Origin of the sequence: uncultured Desulfovibrio sp., assembly GCF_910584445.1 — a bacterium.
Classification (GTDB): Bacteria; Desulfobacterota; Desulfovibrionia; order Desulfovibrionales; family Desulfovibrionaceae; genus Desulfovibrio.
The window spans coordinates 1-16,751 of the sequence record NZ_CAJUBO010000014.1 but is presented as its reverse complement, the minus strand read 5'-3'; the positions used below and the strand labels follow the sequence as shown (position 1 = coordinate 16,751).

Here is a 16,751-nt window from a genome sequence, read left to right as displayed (position 1 = left end):
CGCTTTTGCCGGGGGGCTTCTGCGGGGGATCGCTTGCGGGCGTCTGCCCGCGCAGCCTGCCCGCAGTGCCGGTGCTTGCCTCCGGGGCGGCTTTCTTTTAAATTTCGGCATGGCAAAACTGCGAGAGACCTATCGCTGCACGCAGTGCGGCGCGCAAAGTCCGCACTGGCGCGGCCAGTGCCCCGGGTGTCAGGCATGGAACACGCTTGTGGCCGAGGCGCAGCCCGCTGCCGGCAGGGCACGCGCCGCCGGTCACGCGAATATCGGGGAGCGCGCGCGTCCCAGGATCCTCCGTGATGTGGCCGATGGCGACCACCACCCATTCCCCAGCGGGCTTGGCGCCCTGGACAGGGTGCTGGGCAAGGGGCTGATGCCCGGCGCGTCCATCCTTGTGGGCGGCGAACCCGGCATCGGCAAATCCACCCTGCTGCTTCAGGTGGCGGCCTCGGTGGCGGCGCAGGGGCGCCCCGTCCTCTATGCCAGCGGCGAGGAATCCCTGCCGCAGATCAAGGCGCGCGGCGAGCGCCTTGGCCTGCTGGACCCGCGGCTCATGGCTATGGCAACATCGCGCGTGGAGGATATCGCGGCCGCGCTGGAAAGCGCGCCCGCAGGCGAGCGGCCCGGCCTTGCCGTTGTGGATTCCGTCCAGACCCTGACCAGCCTGGAAGCCGATGGCCTCCCCGGCAATGTGGGCCAGGTGCGCGCCGTTGCCACCACCTTGCAGGAGGTCTGCCGTCGTCTGGGCGTGGCGCTCATCCTGGTGGGGCATGTGACCAAGGACGGAGTGCTCGCCGGGCCGAGACTGCTCGAGCATATGGTGGATACGGTCATCTCCCTTGAAGGCGACCGGCGCCAGATGTTCCGCCTCCTGCGCGTCTTCAAGAACCGCTTCGGACCCAATGAAGAGTTGCTGGTCTTCCGCATGGGCGGCCGGGGCATGGAGCTTGTGGACGATCCCTCCACCTTTTTTCTGGGCGCGCGCGACCCCGCGCTTTCCGGCACGGCCGTGGTCATGGCCGTGGACGGACAGCGCCCGCTGGCAGTGGAGGTGCAGGCGCTTGTGGCCCGGACGTTCCTCAGCATTCCGCGGCGCGCCGCGCTCGGCTTTGACGCCAATCGCCTGCATCTTCTGCTGGCCGTACTGGAAAAGCGCCTCAAGCTCAACTTCGGCCAGGTGGACATCTACGCCAAGGTGGGCGGGGGCATGCGCCTTCAGGAGCCGGGACTGGATCTTGCGCTCGTGGCGGCTGTCCTTTCGTCGTATTATGATGTTCCGCTGCCGGAACGGAGCATTTTCTGGGGCGAGGTGGACCTCAACGGCCAGGTGCGGCCAGTGGCGGCGCAGGCCATTCGCCTTGCCCAGGCGCGGCGTCTCGGTTTCTCCCCCATCGTGCGGCCGGCGCTGGCGGCTCCCCACGGCGATGGTGAGGAGGCCGGAGGGGACGTTCCCGGCTGCGTCCGCACCATCGCCGAGCTGCAACGGCGGCTCTTCAACCGCTCCTGAAGCGAAGGAGGGCGCATGCCGCTGGAGATCGAACGCAAATACCTCGATGCGGACTTCGACCGCCTGCGCTGCGCGCTCATCGGGGCGGGCGCGACCGATCAGGGCGCGCACTTCGAGTCCAACGTCATTTTTGATACGCCAACGTTCGGCATCCATGCCAGCGGACGCCTGCTCCGGCTGCGCAGCCAGGAGTGGCGTGGCCGCATCCGCCATGTGCTGACCTTGAAGCTGCCGGTGGTGGCTCCCGCAGACAGCGCATTCAAAGCGCGCGAGGAGCGGGAGCTTGCCGTGGAAAGCGCCGCCGCCATGGGCGCCGTGCTGGAAGGGTTGGGATTCGTGGCGGTCGCCCGCTACGAAAAGGTGCGTTCCGTCTGGCGGCTGGACCCATTCCGGCCGGGCGGGAGCGGAATGCTGGTGGAGCTTGATGAACTTCCCTTTGCCCGGGTGGTGGAACTGGAGGGGGATGCGGAGGACCTTGATGCCGCCGGCCGCCTTCTGGGCCTTGACAAATGCGAGTTCAGCACCAAAAGTTATCATGCGCTCCATCAGGAGTGGCGCTGTTCCCGGGGCTTGCCGCACGAGCGGTCTTTTGTGTTCGGGGCAGATGAACGCAGCCGCCTGCGGGCGCGCCTTGGCCTGCCGGACATGGCTGCCCCGGGCGTATGTTTTTGAAATCCTTGGGACATTCAGGAGATAGAGCGCATGCCGTCATACGCATCAGCCGGGGTGGACAGTGAGCGGTTCACGCGGGTCGAGGAACAGGTGCGGGAACCCGCGCGCTATCGTGTCCTGCTGCACAACGACAATTATACGAGCATGGAATTTGTGGTGGGGATCTTGCGGAGCATCTTTCGCAAAAGTCTTGAGGATGCCACGGCCATCATGCTCGATGTGCACCAGCATGGCGTGGGCCAGTGCGGCGTCTATACCCGTGAAGTGGCGGAAACGAAGGTGGGGCAGGTGCATCTGGCGGCCCGCCAGGCGGGTTTCCCCCTCAAGTGCAGTCTCGAAAGGATATGACCTCCCGGTGACGGGATCGCGGGCCATGGTGGCCCACTGTTGGAGTAGGTATGCTGAGCAAGAGCGTGCAGGACGTCCTGCGGGACGCCGTCATGGAAGTGCAGCGCCGTGGTCATGACATGCTGACGGTGGAGCACCTTCTCTTTTCACTGACCAAGAGCATCAAGGGCAGGACCATCCTCGAGGGCAGCGGCGCGGGCGTCGGCCTGCTGCGGGAGCAGCTCGAGGGGTTTTTCCGCGCCGAACTTGAATCCGCCCCTCAGGCCGGCGAATACAAGATCGCGCAGACAGAGGGCGTTCAGCGCGTGCTTGAGCGCGCGCTCGGGCATGTCCGTTCCTCGGGGCGCGCTGCCGTGGAAATGGGGGATCTGCTCATCGCCATCATTGATGAAGAAGAGAGCTATGCCCGCTATTTCCTCCATAAGCAGGGTGTGGAGCGCCTGGATGTGCTCACCTTTATTTCTCACGGCATGGAGCCGGAAGGGACGGAACGCGCCCAGGAAGACGGCGACAGGAAAGCCGGAAAGGACCCGCTCGCGGAATTCACCGTGGAGCTGACCGCCAGGGCGAGGGAAGGCAAGATCGACCCTCTGGTGGGGCGCACCCAGGAATTGGACCGGGCCATTGAAATCCTGTGCCGGCGCCGCAAGAACAATCCGCTTTTTGTGGGCGATGCCGGCGTCGGCAAAACAGCCATGGCGGAAGGGCTTGCCCTGCGTATTGCGGAAGGGCGGGTGCCGAAACTGTTTGCCGAGACGCGGATTTTCGCGCTCAATATGGGGCTGCTGGTGGCGGGCACCCGCTACCGGGGGGATTTCGAGGCCCGCATCAAGGCCATCGTGGACGCCTTCAAGACCATGCCCAATGCCATTCTTTTCATTGACGAGATCCATACGCTGGTGGGCGCGGGCGAGACTTCCGGCGGCTCGCTGGACGCGGCAAACATGCTCAAACCCGCGCTTGCCAATGGCGAGATCCGCTGTATCGGTTCCACCACCCACGAGGAGTATCGCAAGCATTTCGAGAAAGACCGCGCCCTGGCGCGCCGTTTTCAGCGTATCGATCTGCGCGAGCCGGGCGTGGAGGAATGCTTCGCCATCCTTCAGGGGCTGGAGAAAAAGTATGCCGAGCACCATGGCGTCCGCTACACGCCCGCGGTGCTGCGGGCCATGGCGGAGCTTTCGGCGCGGCATGTGCGCGATCGGCTGCTGCCGGACAAGGCCATCGACGTCATGGATGAATGCGGCGCCGCCGTGCGGCTCAGGCGGGAAGCCGGGGAAGGGGACGCCGCCGGGCGTTCCGGTGTGACCCTTGCGGATGTCGAGCGCGTCGTGGCCCGCATGGCAGGCGTGCCGCCGCGCACGGTCTCCGGCGGCGAGCGCGGGCGCCTCGCGCATCTGGAGCGCGATCTCAAGCGGCGCGTCTTTGGTCAGGATGCGGCCATTGAGCTGACCGTGCGTGCCATTCTGCGCGCCAGGGCGGGGCTGAGTCCCGAGCGGCGTCCTTCCGGCTCCTTCCTCTTCTACGGGCCTACGGGCGTGGGCAAGACCGAAGTCGCCCGCAGCCTTGCCGAGATCCTCGGGGTGGAGTTCCTGCGGTTCGACATGAGCGAATACATGGAAAAGCATTCGGTCTCCCGGCTCATCGGCTCGCCTCCCGGCTATGTGGGCTATGACGAGGGCGGCCAGCTCACGGAAGCCGTGCGGAAAGCGCCGTATTCCGTCATCCTTCTGGATGAGGTGGAGAAGGCGCATCCCGATATCTTTAATGTGTTGCTTCAAGTAATGGATTACGGAACGCTCACGGACAATTCGGGCCGCAAGACGGATTTTTCCAATGCCATCCTCATCATGACCTCCAATGCGGGGGCCTTTGAAATGTCCGGCGCCACCATCGGCTTTGGGAAGGCTGCCCCCGACGACGCGGCGCGCAAGGGCCTCAAGGCTGTGGAGCGAATGTTCGCCCCCGAATTCCGCAATCGCCTTGATGCCATGGTGCCGTTCCGCAGCCTGGACGAGCCGATGATGCTCCGCATCGTGGACAAGTTCCTTGCGGAGATCCGCGCCACGCTTGCCGAGCGCAAGGTGGAGCTGCGCGTTTCCGAGGCGGCGCGCCGCTGGCTGGCGCGTCACGGTTTTGACCCCGCCATGGGCGCGCGCCCCCTGCGCCGTCTGCTGCGGAGTGAACTGGAGGACAAACTGGCGACGGAACTGCTGTTCGGCTGTTTGAAAAAGGGCGGCGAAGTGCGGCTTGGCGTGAAGGAGGACGCTCTGGTCCTTGCCCCTGTCGCGCATGCCGCGCGCCGGCCTGCGCGGCCTCGTGAGGCGGCGGCCACGGCCGTGTAGGGCAGCTCGCGAACGCGGCATTTTTGCAGTTGGACATCAGGAGCCTTCGGAGCAGGATGAACCATGGACGCGGCATTTTTCCGGTTGGCCGCGCTCTTTCCCGCCCCTGAGACCGCGCCCGGCGATGCCCCCCTCTGCATGGGGGGAGACTTGGAGCCGGTTCGGCTGCTTGCGGCGTACAGCCGGGGGATTTTTCCCTGGTACGGGCCTGGTCTGCCTGTGCTCTGGTGGTCTCCCGACCCGCGGTGCGTACTTCCCCTGGATCGTTTCCATCTGCCCCGCAGAAGCGCGCGCAGGCTGCGGGCGTCTCCGTTTGCGCTGACGCTGGATGCGGCGTTCGCCAGGGTCATCCGCGCCTGCGCCGCCCCCAGGGCGGCGCACGGGACACAGCCGCCGGGAACATGGATCACGGCGGAGATGACGGCCGCCTACGAACGGCTGCATGCCCTGGGCTACGCGCATTCGGTGGAGGCGTGGCGCGGGGATGTCCTGGTGGGCGGCCTTTATGGCGTCGCCCTGGGGCGCGCGTTTTTCGGCGAATCCATGTTCCACACGGAGCCGGAAGCATCGCGTGCCGCGCTGGCCGGTCTGGTGGGACTCCTCAGGCGGCGCGGCGTCTGTCTGCTCGACTGCCAGCAGGCCACGCCGCATATGGAGCGCATGGGCGCGCGGCTGGTGACGCGGGGCGAGTTTCTGCGCGCCCTCGCGTCCGCTCTCGGGCAGCCCCGCCGGCCTTCGGCAGAGACCGGGGCGCCCCTGCCATGTCCCTGGGCGCCCTGGCGGGAGCGCTATGTATTTTGCGGCCCTTGCGGGGACGCCTCCTCCGGGGCGTGGGCGGAGAGATCGTAAAAGGCGCGCGCGGCGAAGGGCAGGGCGTAGCCCGGCGCGGCGTCAAAGCGGATGAACCCTGTCTGGCCGCCTTCGGGGATCTCGCCCAGAGGCCCGACGCCCAGGGGAACGGGCAGTTCCAGCGGGCAGATGACGAGTTTTTCGATCCTGTCCGCGTAGCGGCGTTCGAGCCACGCGGCAAGCGCCTCACTTTCCTCGGCGGTGAAGGCTTCAAGAAGGCAGCGCAGGGCGCGGTCTTCCGTGGCTCCCTCAAGGAGCGCCGCGGGCATGGAAGGATCGGGCGGCGCCACGAGACCTTTGCCGCGCAAGGCGGCCAGTTCCTCTTCCGTGGCGCCGTGCCGGATGATGTGCGTTTCCACATGGCGTTGCCCGCGGAACGCTTTCAGTGTGGCCCCGAGAACATAGATCCTGTCGCACAGCGATGGTTTCGGCGCGTCAAGCCGCAAAATTTCCATAGCGTCCCCGTCAGTTGCGGCCTTGCGGCCGGAATTCCAGATGGTTGGGCACAGCCGGAGGGCTGATATGCATCTCAATGATGGTAAGCTAAATATCCCGGTTTTGGAAGCGGGTCCCGCAGCGCCGTTCGACCTGCAAACCCGGTATGTCCCCATGGGCGACCAGCCGCAGGCCATTGCGGGCCTGGTGGAAAATATCCGCGCCGGTGTGCCCGCCCAGGTGCTGCTCGGCGTCACGGGGTCCGGCAAGACGTTCAGCATGGCGAACGTCATCGCCGCATGCCAGCGGCCCGCGTTGGTGCTGGCCCCCAACAAGACGCTGGCCGCCCAGTTGTATAACGAGTTCCGCGAACTTTTCCCGCACAATGCCGTGGAGTATTTCGTCAGCTACTACGACTACTACCAGCCGGAAGCCTATGTGCCCGCCTCGGATACCTATATCGAGAAGGATTCGTCCATCAACGACAATATCGACAAGCTGCGCCATGCGGCCACGCACGCCCTGCTGACCCGGCGCGACGTCATCATCGTGGCGTCGGTCTCGTGCATCTACGGCCTGGGTTCGCCGGAATACTACGCAAGGATGGTCATTCCCGTGGAGGCGGGGCAGCTTTTTCCCATGGATGCCCTCATCAGCCGCCTGGTGGAAGTCCATTACGAACGCAATGACTACGACTTTCACCGGGGCACGTTCCGTGTGCGCGGCGATGCGCTGGAGATCATTCCCGCCTATCACCATGAGCGCGCGCTGCGGCTGGAATACTTCGGCGACGAGATCGAATCCCTGCGCGAGATAGACCCCCTCACCGGCGAAACGCTGGCGGAAGTGGGCAAGACGGTGCTGTATCCGGCGAGCCACTTTGTCTCCGCGCAGGACAATCTCCACCGCGCCGCCAACGACATCCGCACGGAACTGGCCGACCGCCTGACATGGTTCAAGGAGCATGGCAAGCTTCTGGAGGCGCAGCGGCTGGAGCAGCGCACCCAGCTCGATCTGGAGATGCTGGAGGAACTCGGCTACTGCAACGGCATTGAAAACTATACCCGCCATCTTGACGGCCGCAAACCCGGGGAACCTCCCTCCTGCCTGCTCAACTACTTTCCCCGTGATTTTCTCCTGTTCGTGGACGAATCGCACATCACCATCCCGCAGGTGGGCGGCATGTTCAAGGGCGACCGCTCGCGCAAGCAGACCCTTGTGGACTACGGCTTTCGCCTGCCCTCGGCACTGGACAACAGGCCCCTCAGATTTGAGGAGTTCACCGCCCTGTTGAATCAGGTGGTCTATGTTTCGGCCACGCCCGGCCGCTACGAGCTTGATCAGGCCCAGGGCATCGTGGCCGAGCAGATCATCCGGCCCACGGGCCTGGTGGACCCCGAGGTGGACGTGCGTCCGGTCAAGGGGCAGATGGACGATCTCCTTGCCGAATGCCGCGCCCGGGTCTCGGCAGGAGAGCGCGTCCTCGTCACCACCCTCACCAAGCGCATGGCCGAGGACCTTACCGAATACTGCTGCAATATGGGGGTGCGCGCCCGCTATCTGCATTCGGACATCGACACGCTTGAGCGCCTGCAGATCATCCGCGCTTTGCGCCTCGGGGAATTCGACGTGCTCGTGGGGATCAACCTGCTGCGCGAGGGGCTGGATATTCCGGAAGTTTCGCTCGTCTGCATCCTGGATGCGGACAAGGAGGGCTTTCTCCGTTCCACGGGTTCGCTCATCCAGACCTTTGGCCGCGCCGCGCGCAACGCCCACGGCAAGGTCATCCTCTACGCGGATACGGTGACGCCCTCCATGCGCGCCGCCATGGACGAGACGTTGCGCCGCCGGACGAAGCAGACGGCCTTCAACGAAGCGCACGGCATCACGCCCAGGAGCACCACGAAAAGCCTTGAATCTCCGCTGGACTCGCTGTATGTGGAGAACGAACCCGGCAAGGCCCGCGGCCGGGGACGCGCCAAGGCCAAGACACCGGACGAGTCCGCGCCGCTGACCGCCGAGGATGTGGCCGCCCTTGTGCAGAAGCTGGAAAAGGAAATGCGCCAGGCCGCGCGCGATCTTGAGTTTGAGCAGGCCGCCGGGCTGCGGGACAGGATCCGCGCCTTGAGGACGCGGCTCATCGCCCTCCCTGACTGAAAAGGCATCCCCCATGACGGCAGACGCATCCGCGCCGGACCCGGCGCATCCCAGGGGCCACAACGCCGGAACCACGCGCGCCGCGGCGCAGGCGGCCCTGCCGCTGGCCGGGGCAAAAACGGCGGCGGACGCCGCGCCTCCCGAGCCGGTGATCGAGCGTGCCCGCTTTCTCGCAACGGAACTCGCCCGCCATAATTATCTGTATCACACGCTGGATGCGCCGGAAATCAGCGATGATGCCTATGACGCCCTCTACAATGAGCTGGCCGGGCTGGAACGCCGCTGGCCGATGCTCGCCGGCGGCCAGTCGCCCACCGCGAAAGTCGGCGGCAGGCTGCTGGAGGGGCTCGCCAAGGAACGGCACCGCCAGCGCATGTATGGCCTGGACAATGTTTTTTCCGCTTCCGGCTGGCGCGAGTTCGCCGAGCGCATGCGCCGCGCCTGGGATGAACGCCTGAATGGCCCGATGCCGCTTGTCTTCTGGTGCGATCCCAAGCTCGATGGCCTGGCTGTGGAACTGGTCTATGCGCGCGGCGAACTGCGGAAGGCCCTGACCAGAGGCGATGGCGAGACCGGCGAAGTGGTCACCGATGCCGTACGCACCATGAACAGCGTGCCGCGCGTCCTGGCGGGCGAGGGGGCTGCCCCCGAGCTGCTGGAGGTGCGGGGCGAGGCCGTCATGTTCCGGGAGGATTTTGCGCGGCTCAATGCGCGTCAGGAGGCCCTTGGCCTCAAGACGTTTGCCAATCCGCGCAATGCCGCCGCCGGCAGTTTGCGGCAGTTGGACCTTGCCGTCACGGAAAGCAGGCCCTTGCGGTTCCTTGCCTACAGCCTGGGGGCGGTGGAGTGGGGGGAGTGCGCGCCCTGTCTGACCCAGGGCGAGCTTATGGCCCGACTGACCGCCTGGGGCTTTCTCACTCCGCCGGACGGGCGCCTGTGCGCCGGCGTGGAGCAGGTGGAGGCATATGCGGAATGGGTGCGGGCCAACCGCACCGGCTTCCCCATGGAAATCGACGGAGCCGTAGCCAAGCTTGACGATCTTGAGGCGCAGGAGGTTCTCGGGTTCACCGCCCGCGCGCCCCGCTTTGCCGTGGCGTTCAAGTTTCCCGCCATTCAGGCGCAGACGCTCCTGCGTGCCATCGAGATCCAGGTGGGCAGGACCGGGGCGCTCACCCCTGTGGCCGTGCTGGAGCCTGTCCCTGTGGGAGGGGTCATGGTTTCCCGCGCCACCCTGCATAATGAGGACGAGATCCACGCCCGTGACGTGCGCGTGGGCGATACGGTCATCGTCCAGCGCGCCGGGGACGTCATCCCGGAGGTGGTGGGACCTGTAGTGGAAAAACGGCCGCCTGACGCGCCCCCCTTTCGTTTTCCCCATACCTGCCCCGCCTGTGGCGAACCTGTCCACCGTGAACCTGGCGAGGCGGCGTGGCGGTGCGACAATCTCGCCTGTCCGGCGCGGAGGCTGCGCGCCATTACCCATTTTGTCTCCAAGGCAGGTCTGGATATCCAGGGCGTGGGCGAAAAATGGGTGGAACAGCTCGTCGCGGCGGGGCGGGTGCAGTCTCCGGCGGACCTTTTTACTCTTCGCGAGGAAGACCTTCTCGGCTTTGAGCGCATGGGCGAGACCCTGGCGCGGAAATTCCTGGCGGCGCTGGAAACGGCGCGGGATTCGGCCACGCTTGCGCGCCTGTTGTGCGCGCTCGGCATCCGCCATGTAGGCGAACAGACGGCGCGTCTGCTGGCTTCGCGCTTCCGGGATCTGGACGAACTTGCCGCCGCGCCCACGGAAACACTGCTGGAGCTGCCGGATATTGGACCCGAAGTGGCGGCATCCATCCGGTATTTTTTTGCGACCCCGGCAAACCGTATCGTTCTGGAGCAACTGCGCGAGCGTGGGCTCTGGCCCGTTTCGCCTGGCGCGGACGCCCCTGCGCCCGCCGCCCAAGCGCGCGCAACGCCGCTCACCGGCAAGACAATCCTGTTCACGGGCACGCTGCCGTTGCCGCGCGCCAGGGCGCAGGCGCTCGCCGAAGCTGCGGGCGCCATCCCCGTTGGGGGCGTGAGCAGGAAACTCGATTACCTCGTTGCCGGGGAAAAGCCGGGCAGCAAGCTGGACAAGGCGAAGGCCCTGGGCATTCCCATTCTTGATGGGGAGGGGTTCAGGCGGCTTCTTGCCGGGGCCGGAGTGGAAATGCCTGTTGATTTTCTTCAAGAGTAACTTGAAGTTTTGGAAAAATCGCAAGGAGTACAGATGGCTGGCTCGGAAAAAACGCGTATTGTCGTTGTCGGGGCGGAAGGCCGCATGGGCAGGATGATCCGCCGTCTTGCGGAAGAGGAAGAAAATTTCGTTCTCGCGGGTCTGGTCGATCGGGAGGAAACCCTTGCCGGACTCAAGGATTGCGGCATTCCGGCCGCCAGGGATCTCGAGGAGCTTGCCGCGGAGGTTTCCGGAGCGGTGGTCATCGATTTCACAACGCCCGAGGCGAGTATGGGCACGGCGCGCATCGCCGCGGTGCACCGGATCCCCCTGGTGATCGGCACCACGGGTTTCAGTGAGGCGCAAAAAGCCGAATTGCGCGAACTTGCCCGGAAAACGCCCCTGTTCTGGTCGGCAAACATGAGCGTGGGCGTCAATGTCCTGCTCCGCCTGCTGCCGGAACTGGCGCGCGCCCTTGGACCCGCCTATGACATGGAGATGGTGGAGATCCACCACGGCCGCAAGAAAGACGCCCCCAGCGGCACGGCTCTGGCGCTGGGCGAGCGGCTGGCTGAAGCCAGGGGCTGGGCATTGCCGGAGGTGCGCTGTTCCGCCAGGGACGGCATGATCGGCGCGCGGCCCCATGCCGAGATCGGCATTCAGGCCGTGCGCGGCGGCGATGTGGTGGGCGTCCACACCGTCTATTTTCTGGGACCCGGTGAACGCATCGAAGTGACGCACCAGGCGCATTCCCGCGAGAACTTCGCGGGGGGCGCCCTTCGGGCCGCCCGATGGCTGGCGACACGCGCTCCGGGACGGCTGTACTCCATGGAAGATACCTTTGACCGGCAGGCCGATGACCGCGGGAACTGACATTGACGCTCCGGCGCCGACCTTCGGGGAGCGGGTCCTTGCCTTCAATGCGGCGTTGCGCTTTGAGGCGCCTCTGCCCGGTGGCGTGGAGGTGATGAATCCCTTTCCCGGCAGCGCGTGCGCCCAGGCCGCATCAACGGCATTTTACCGCAAGTTTTATGCCGATCATCTGGAACGGCGCATCATTCTCGGCATCAATCCCGGGCGTTTCGGCGCGGGGATCACGGGAGTGCCGTTCACGGATCCCAAAAGGCTTGCGGAAGCCTGCGGCATCCATATTGCCGCCTGCGTGTCGGCGCACGAGCCATCGAGCGTTTTTGTCTATGAGGTGATCCATGCCATGGGCGGACCCAGGGCGTTTTACCGTTCATGGTATATCAATTCCATCTGCCCCCTCGGTTTTGTCCGCGCGACAGAGGGGGGACGGAAGAAAAACTACAATTATTACGATGACCGGCGCCTGGAGGACGCGGCACGGCCGTTCATGGTGGAGTGCCTGCGGCGTCAGCTCGCCTTCGGTATCCGCCGCGATGTGTGCTTTTGCCTGGGAACGGGCAAAAATGCCGCCTTCATTGAGCGTCTGAACGAGGAGTACGGCTTCTTTGAGCGCATCGTGCCGCTTGAGCATCCCCGGTACATCATGCAGTACAAACGGAAGGAATCTGCGGCCTATGTACGCAAATATGTCTCCCTGCTCGGAGATGCCGGAAAAGCGGCAAAATGATGCCCGACATAAACGAGGGAGGAAAATCCATGGACGAGCTGGTGTTTCTCGGCGTGTGCGGCAGCCTGAGGCGCGCGTCGCGCAATAGGGGCCTTCTTCGCAAGGCGAGGGAACTCATGCCCGCCGGCAGCAGGCTTGACATCGCTGATATCTCCGCCCTGCCGTTTTTCAATGAGGATATTCCCAAACCTGAGAGCGTGCGCCGGCTCGTCGGCCTGGCGGAAAACGCGGATGGTTTTCTCTTCGCTTCGCCGGAATACAACTATTCACTTGCTCCGGCGCTGAAAAACGCGCTGGACTGGCTTTCGCGCGAGCCTGGACTCAAACCGTTTTCAGGAAAGCCCGCCGCCATCGTTGGCGCGGGGGGCGGTATGGGAACCGCGCGCAGCCAGAACCATCTGCGCCAGGTCTGTGTCTATCTGGACCTGCATCTGCTGAATACGCCGGAATTTTTTTCCAACGCGTTTTCTCCGGCCTTTGACACGGCGGGCGACCTTGTGGATGCGGAGCTGGAAAAACGGCTGGCGGCCCTGCTGCAGGGGCTGGTGGACTGGGCGCAGGTCCTGAAAAAAGGGCGCGCCTGACACGGCGCTGACGGCGTCGGGAGACGGAGAAAAAAGGGCGTTTTTTTCGAAAGAGGGGGCGCCTACGGCTTCTCTTCCGCGGCTCCTTGGGCTTCGGTCTTTTCCTTGCCCTTGCCGCGCAGCATGTCGCCCGCGACCACGATGCCGCGCGTGCCCGCCTCGCCCGCCTGGCGCGCCAGTTCGTCCAGGGGCGTGCCGCGTGATGTGCATACCTTGAGCAGCATGGGCAGATTGACGCCCGTCACCACCTCCACCTTATGGTTGCCCAGCAGCGAGAGTGCAAGATTGGTGGGCGTGCCGCCAAACATGTCCGTGAGGATGATGACCCCGGACCCCTTGTCCAGTCGTTGCGCGGCGTCATCGAGGCGGCGCACGGTTTCGGAAACCTCATGTGTCGCATCAACACTGATGGAACTGCAGTCACTCACGGGACCCAGAATAAATTCCGCGGTACGCAGGATAGCCGAGCCGTAATCTCCGTGCGAGACAATGATGATCCCCGCCTGAGTGGCGTTGGTCTCCTCGGTCATATGCAACCTCGATTCGCGTCGGCCTGTTGAGATCAGCCGAGTTCAAGATGCCTGTGTTCCAGGGAAACTGGGTACCCCGCCTGCCCGACAGCCTGCGCCAGGTGTTCCGCCAGGGCAACGGAGCGGTGGCGTCCTCCTGTGCAGCCAAGCGCGATGGTCACGCGATAGCGGCCCTCGGACTCCATCTGGGGCAGAAGAAAGAGCAAAAGATCAAGGAGCTTTGCGCTGTACTCGCGGGCTTGCGATGACGCAAAGACATAGTCCGCGACGGCTTTGTCCCTGCCGCTGAGCGGTCGCAGGTCCTCCACAAAGTAGGGATTGGGCAGGAAGCGGAGGTCAAAGACCATGTCCGCCTCATGCGGAATGCCGTACTTGAAGCCAAAGGACATGACATTGACGCGCAAGGGGCGCGCGGAACCGGGGGCGCCGCTCCAGCGCTTCTGGATGGCCCGCCGCAGGTCGTGGATGGAAAAGCGTGTCGTATCAAGGACAAGGTCCGCCATGTCGCGCAGGGGCTTGAGCCTTTCGCGTTCCGCATGGAGCGCGGCCTCAAGGCTCATGCCCTCCCGTTCCAGAGGGTGCGGCCTGCGCGTGGCCGCATAGCGGCGCATGAGCGTCTTGTCGTCCGCTTCAAGGAAGAGCAGGTGCGGCTGGATGCCCATGCCGGAAAGTTTGCCCAGGGCGGCATTGAGTTCCTCAAGAAAATTGCCCTGGCGAATATCCATGCCCAGGGCAATTCCCTTGAAGTGGCGCATGGATTCCCGCTGCATCATGGCCGCCATTTCCGGGGCCAGACTGGCCGGCAGGCCATCCACCGCAAGATGGCGCAGATCTTCAAATACACGCAAGGCGGTGCTTTTGCCGGCGCCGGAAAGGCCGGTCACTATGCTGACCCTGGGGGGCTTTTCCGCGTATGGCTGCGAAACTCCCGCCAGGGGCGCCGGAGCTGCGGCCTGTGCCGCGTCGTCGGGAACGGAATGGGGCATGGCGGTCATCCCCGGTCTGCCGGCCCGCTGCTTGGACGGGCCGGCAGGCAAGACTGCTCTAGAGGATCGGGTCGATCAGCGCGTAGCCAGTGGTCCGGCGGCGATAAATGACGTTGACGCGACCATTTTCCGCATTGAGAAAAACAAGGAACTCACTGCCGATGGAGTCCAGCTGCATGAGCGCCTCGTCCAGATGCAGCGGTTTGGGGGCGAAACGGTCCGTGCCGACAACGGCGGCATCCTCCGCCATATCGGCGCTGTCTGTATCCAGATTGTAGGTGAAGACGTCAACTTCGGCATTGCGGGCCTTGCGCCGCTGTTCCTTGACGCGCGAGACCTTGCGCTTGATCTGCGATTCGATCTTGTCCGTCACAAGGTCGATGGCGGCATACATATCCGGGGCCTGTTCCGTTGCATTGATGTGCAGCCCTTCGCCATTGACGGTCACTTCGCAGCGATGGCGGAACTTATCGACGGTGAGGACGACATTGATGTCAAGGCCGGCGGCCTTGCCGAAAAAACGCCCCAGCTTTTCCATGCGGCGGCGCGCATATTTCTTGAGATGATCCGATGCCTCGAAGTTCTTGAATGCAAAAGCGATATTCATGGTTCCTCCTCGGGATGCTTCAGGTGGGAAGCAGGACCTTGGCCGTGTTTCAGAAATGTTCCTTGCGTCGTGAGGATGAGGGGATATCCAGCGCTGTGCGATACTTCGCCACAGTGCGGCGCGCAATGTTCACCTTGAGGCGCTCTTTGAGCATTTCTCCGATGCGTTCGTCGCTCAGGGGATTTTTGGGGTCCTCTTCGGCAATGAACTTTTTGATGAGCGCCTTGACGCTCTCGGAGCCGACCTGGCTGCCGTCATCAAGTTCAAGACCACTATTAAAGAAAAACTTTAACTCAAAGATGCCGTGCGGCGTGGCGACATATTTGCTGGTGGTGATCCGGCTCACCGTGGATTCATGCATGCCGATATCATCGGCGATGTCCTTGAGGATGAGCGGCGCCAGCCTGGTGACCCCTTCCTCAAAAAATGGACGCTGGTGGCGGACGATGCTCTCCATCACCTTGTAGAGGGTACGCTGGCGCTGGTACAGGCTTTTGATGAGCCAGGAGGCGGAGCGCATCTTTTCCGCACAGTATTCCTTTTCCTTTTCCGAGGCGCTGTCCATGTCCATCTGGGCCAGAGAAGAGAGCTGGAGCTGCGGCAACCCGTCTTCGTTGAGCAGGATGACGAACTCGTTTCCCATCTTGTAGACATAGACATCCGGGCTGACGTAGGTCGGTTCGCCGCCGCCGAAACTTGAGCCGGGCAGGGGATCGAGGCTCTGGATGATGTCCAGATATTCGCGCAGCTCTTCCACATCCAGATGAAATTTTTTCAGCAGCGGCTTGTAGCGCTTGGCCTCCAGATCCTCCAGATGGGACTCCACAAGTTCACGGAGGATGGGATCACGGTCATAGCCAAGATTTTTTATCTGGATGAGCAGGCATTCGCGGGCGTCACGCGCGGCTACGCCCACCGGGTCAAAAAGCTGGACCCGTTCCAGCACTTCCGCAACGGCCGCCGGCTCACAGTGCGCCAGTGCCGCCAACTCTTCCGCACTTGCCAGGAGATAGCCGGAAGACGAAAGGTTGCCGATAATGACTTCGCCAATGGCCTTCTGCTCCTCGGTCATGGAAGAAAGCCGCAACTGCCAGAGGAGGTGTCCTTCCAGTGTGGGTTTGGCCGCATAGCGGGCTTCGAGGGGAGAAATTTCTTCAGCTGCTTCAAATTCGCGGGATTGCGAGCCGCGCGGCGTGCTGGCGAATTCGCCCAGATAATCTTCCCAGGAGGCATCCTTTGCCAGCTCCCGGTCATAGGCGTCTTCTTCGATACGTTCGCGCTGCTCGGCGGGAGCCTGATCCCCGGCATCGTCGCCGGAAAATTCTTCAAGAAAGGGATTTTCCAGCATTTCCTGCTGGACGGTCTCCAAAAGCTCCACCCGGGAAAGCTGGAGCAGCTTGATGGCTTGCTGCAACTGGGGCGTCATGACCAGTTGCTGCGCGAGCTTCATTTGTTGGCGAAGTTCCAGGGCCATTGGTACTCGTATCCGTCTTCCCCGGCGGGTGCCGGGCTGCTGGCTGAAATGGACGGCAGGAAGCTGCCGCTGGCGTCAGCATAAACGCCTTGTTTCAATAACTGTGCCATACATGATAAGAGAACGCAACCAAGGCTGCAAAGCCGTGCCAGTCCCTGTCTCCCGCTCCTCGCGAGTTCCCGGAGTTTTCTCATGGGCGGGGCGCCATGCGCGCGTGGACCGGGAAGGGGAGGACAGGGGCGCTTTTTGGGGCTGGCGCGCCCCACGTGAAGAAAATGCTTGCCAAGCCGATACAAAACATGTAGAACTCTTTCCCGTGCCGAAGTGGTGGAATTGGTAGACACGCTAGGTTCAGGGTCTAGTTCCCGTTCGGGAGTGGGAGTTCGAGTCTCCCCTTCGGCACCAACCAAGAATCCAATCAAGTCCCGCAAGGTTCAAAAAGCCTTGCGGGACTTGGCTTTTT

The 16,751-nt window shown here is 63.8% G+C and carries 15 protein-coding genes and 1 tRNA gene; 11 read left to right on the top strand and 5 right to left on the bottom strand.

The genetic code is table 11. The features are described 5' to 3' along the window. The first annotated feature begins 109 nt into the window (after window positions 1–109). The 5 genes from radA (at window position 110) to aat (ending at window position 5,718) form a co-directional block, all read left to right on the top strand. Window positions 110–1,504, top strand: coding sequence for a DNA repair protein RadA (radA, locus tag QZ294_RS07760; protein WP_297048624.1), 1,395 nt, complete (start codon window positions 110–112; stop codon window positions 1,502–1,504). 15 nt (window positions 1,505–1,519) lie between these two features. Further along, window positions 1,520–2,176 carry a class IV adenylate cyclase gene (locus QZ294_RS07755; RefSeq protein ID WP_297048622.1) on the top strand — a complete coding sequence of 219 codons (657 nt, stop codon included), beginning with the start codon at window positions 1,520–1,522 and terminating at the stop codon, window positions 2,174–2,176. Between the two features lie 30 nt (window positions 2,177–2,206). Further along, complete coding sequence (clpS, locus tag QZ294_RS07750; protein ID WP_297048620.1) at window positions 2,207–2,524, top strand: ATP-dependent Clp protease adapter ClpS; 318 nt, start codon at window positions 2,207–2,209, stop codon at window positions 2,522–2,524. Window positions 2,525–2,574: 50 nt separating this feature from the next. Then, on the top strand, window positions 2,575–4,869 hold the full coding sequence (clpA, locus tag QZ294_RS07745) for an ATP-dependent Clp protease ATP-binding subunit ClpA (RefSeq protein ID WP_297048618.1): 2,295 nt from the start codon (window positions 2,575–2,577) through the stop codon (window positions 4,867–4,869). Window positions 4,870–5,007: 138 nt separating this feature from the next. Then, window positions 5,008–5,718, top strand: a complete 711-nt coding sequence (gene aat / locus QZ294_RS07740) for a leucyl/phenylalanyl-tRNA--protein transferase (protein WP_297048695.1) — start codon at window positions 5,008–5,010, stop codon at window positions 5,716–5,718. Here the strand turns inward: aat and QZ294_RS07735 are convergent. Continuing rightward, window positions 5,658–6,173: a hypothetical protein gene (locus QZ294_RS07735; RefSeq protein WP_297048615.1), complete on the bottom strand. Its 516-nt coding sequence runs from the start codon at window positions 6,171–6,173 to the stop codon at window positions 5,658–5,660. The two genes, aat and QZ294_RS07735, sit on opposite strands and share 61 nt — an antisense overlap. A 67-nt stretch (window positions 6,174–6,240) precedes the next feature. On the opposite strand from QZ294_RS07735, the gene uvrB reads away from it, so the two are divergent. From uvrB to QZ294_RS07710, 5 genes are read left to right on the top strand one after another with little or no spacing between them, the layout of a single operon-like run. Further along, a complete protein-coding gene (gene uvrB, locus QZ294_RS07730) occupies window positions 6,241–8,310 on the top strand; it encodes an excinuclease ABC subunit UvrB (protein ID WP_297048613.1) in 2,070 nt (689 codons plus the stop codon). A gap of 13 nt (window positions 8,311–8,323) precedes the next feature. Continuing rightward, window positions 8,324–10,531, top strand: coding sequence for an NAD-dependent DNA ligase LigA (ligA, locus tag QZ294_RS07725; RefSeq protein ID WP_297048611.1), 2,208 nt, complete (start codon window positions 8,324–8,326; stop codon window positions 10,529–10,531). 33 nt (window positions 10,532–10,564) lie between these two features. Beyond that, a complete protein-coding gene (dapB, locus tag QZ294_RS07720; protein ID WP_297048609.1) occupies window positions 10,565–11,383 on the top strand; it encodes a 4-hydroxy-tetrahydrodipicolinate reductase in 819 nt (272 codons plus the stop codon). Beyond that, entirely contained in the window at window positions 11,367–12,107 is a 741-nt protein-coding gene (locus QZ294_RS07715) for a uracil-DNA glycosylase family protein (RefSeq protein WP_297048607.1), read from the top strand. The genes dapB and QZ294_RS07715 overlap by 17 nt, the downstream gene beginning before the upstream one ends. A 29-nt stretch (window positions 12,108–12,136) precedes the next feature. Further along, complete coding sequence (locus QZ294_RS07710; RefSeq protein ID WP_297048606.1) at window positions 12,137–12,691, top strand: NADPH-dependent FMN reductase; 555 nt, start codon at window positions 12,137–12,139, stop codon at window positions 12,689–12,691. A gap of 62 nt (window positions 12,692–12,753) precedes the next feature. On the opposite strand, the gene QZ294_RS07705 is transcribed toward QZ294_RS07710, so the two are convergent. The 4 genes from QZ294_RS07705 to rpoN are packed head-to-tail and all read right to left on the bottom strand — an operon-like array spanning window position 12,754 to window position 16,288. Continuing rightward, entirely contained in the window at window positions 12,754–13,221 is a 468-nt protein-coding gene (locus tag QZ294_RS07705; protein WP_297048603.1) for a PTS sugar transporter subunit IIA, read from the bottom strand. 32 nt (window positions 13,222–13,253) lie between these two features. Continuing rightward, on the bottom strand, window positions 13,254–14,216 hold the full coding sequence (rapZ, locus tag QZ294_RS07700; protein WP_297048601.1) for an RNase adapter RapZ: 963 nt from the start codon (window positions 14,214–14,216) through the stop codon (window positions 13,254–13,256). Window positions 14,217–14,265: 49 nt separating this feature from the next. Further along, complete coding sequence (gene raiA / locus QZ294_RS07695) at window positions 14,266–14,814, bottom strand: ribosome-associated translation inhibitor RaiA (protein ID WP_297048599.1); 549 nt, start codon at window positions 14,812–14,814, stop codon at window positions 14,266–14,268. Between the two features lie 49 nt (window positions 14,815–14,863). Then, on the bottom strand, window positions 14,864–16,288 hold the full coding sequence (gene rpoN, locus QZ294_RS07690) for an RNA polymerase factor sigma-54 (protein WP_297048597.1): 1,425 nt from the start codon (window positions 16,286–16,288) through the stop codon (window positions 14,864–14,866). Window positions 16,289–16,606: 318 nt separating this feature from the next. Between rpoN and QZ294_RS07685 the strand changes: the two genes are divergently transcribed. After that, window positions 16,607–16,693, top strand: a tRNA-Leu gene (locus QZ294_RS07685). The last annotated feature ends 58 nt before the right edge of the window (window positions 16,694–16,751 follow it).

Excerpts from the sequence above, each read along its gene's own strand:
- radA (WP_297048624.1), top strand. The coding sequence starts at position 110 with ATGGCAAAACTGCGAGAGACCTATCGCTGCACGCAGTGCGGCGCGCAA.
- QZ294_RS07755 (WP_297048622.1), top strand. The coding sequence starts at position 1,520 with ATGCCGCTGGAGATCGAACGCAAATACCTCGATGCGGACTTCGACCGC.
- clpS (WP_297048620.1), top strand. The coding sequence starts at position 2,207 with ATGCCGTCATACGCATCAGCCGGGGTGGACAGTGAGCGGTTCACGCGG.
- clpA (WP_297048618.1), top strand. The coding sequence starts at position 2,575 with ATGCTGAGCAAGAGCGTGCAGGACGTCCTGCGGGACGCCGTCATGGAA.
- aat (WP_297048695.1), top strand. The coding sequence starts at position 5,008 with ATGGGGGGAGACTTGGAGCCGGTTCGGCTGCTTGCGGCGTACAGCCGG.
- QZ294_RS07735 (WP_297048615.1), bottom strand. The coding sequence starts at position 6,173 with ATGGAAATTTTGCGGCTTGACGCGCCGAAACCATCGCTGTGCGACAGG.
- uvrB (WP_297048613.1), top strand. The coding sequence starts at position 6,241 with ATGCATCTCAATGATGGTAAGCTAAATATCCCGGTTTTGGAAGCGGGT.
- ligA (WP_297048611.1), top strand. The coding sequence starts at position 8,324 with ATGACGGCAGACGCATCCGCGCCGGACCCGGCGCATCCCAGGGGCCAC.
- dapB (WP_297048609.1), top strand. The coding sequence starts at position 10,565 with ATGGCTGGCTCGGAAAAAACGCGTATTGTCGTTGTCGGGGCGGAAGGC.
- QZ294_RS07715 (WP_297048607.1), top strand. The coding sequence starts at position 11,367 with ATGACCGCGGGAACTGACATTGACGCTCCGGCGCCGACCTTCGGGGAG.
- QZ294_RS07710 (WP_297048606.1), top strand. The coding sequence starts at position 12,137 with ATGGACGAGCTGGTGTTTCTCGGCGTGTGCGGCAGCCTGAGGCGCGCG.
- QZ294_RS07705 (WP_297048603.1), bottom strand. The coding sequence starts at position 13,221 with ATGACCGAGGAGACCAACGCCACTCAGGCGGGGATCATCATTGTCTCG.
- rapZ (WP_297048601.1), bottom strand. The coding sequence starts at position 14,216 with ATGACCGCCATGCCCCATTCCGTTCCCGACGACGCGGCACAGGCCGCA.
- raiA (WP_297048599.1), bottom strand. The coding sequence starts at position 14,814 with ATGAATATCGCTTTTGCATTCAAGAACTTCGAGGCATCGGATCATCTC.
- rpoN (WP_297048597.1), bottom strand. The coding sequence starts at position 16,288 with ATGGCCCTGGAACTTCGCCAACAAATGAAGCTCGCGCAGCAACTGGTC.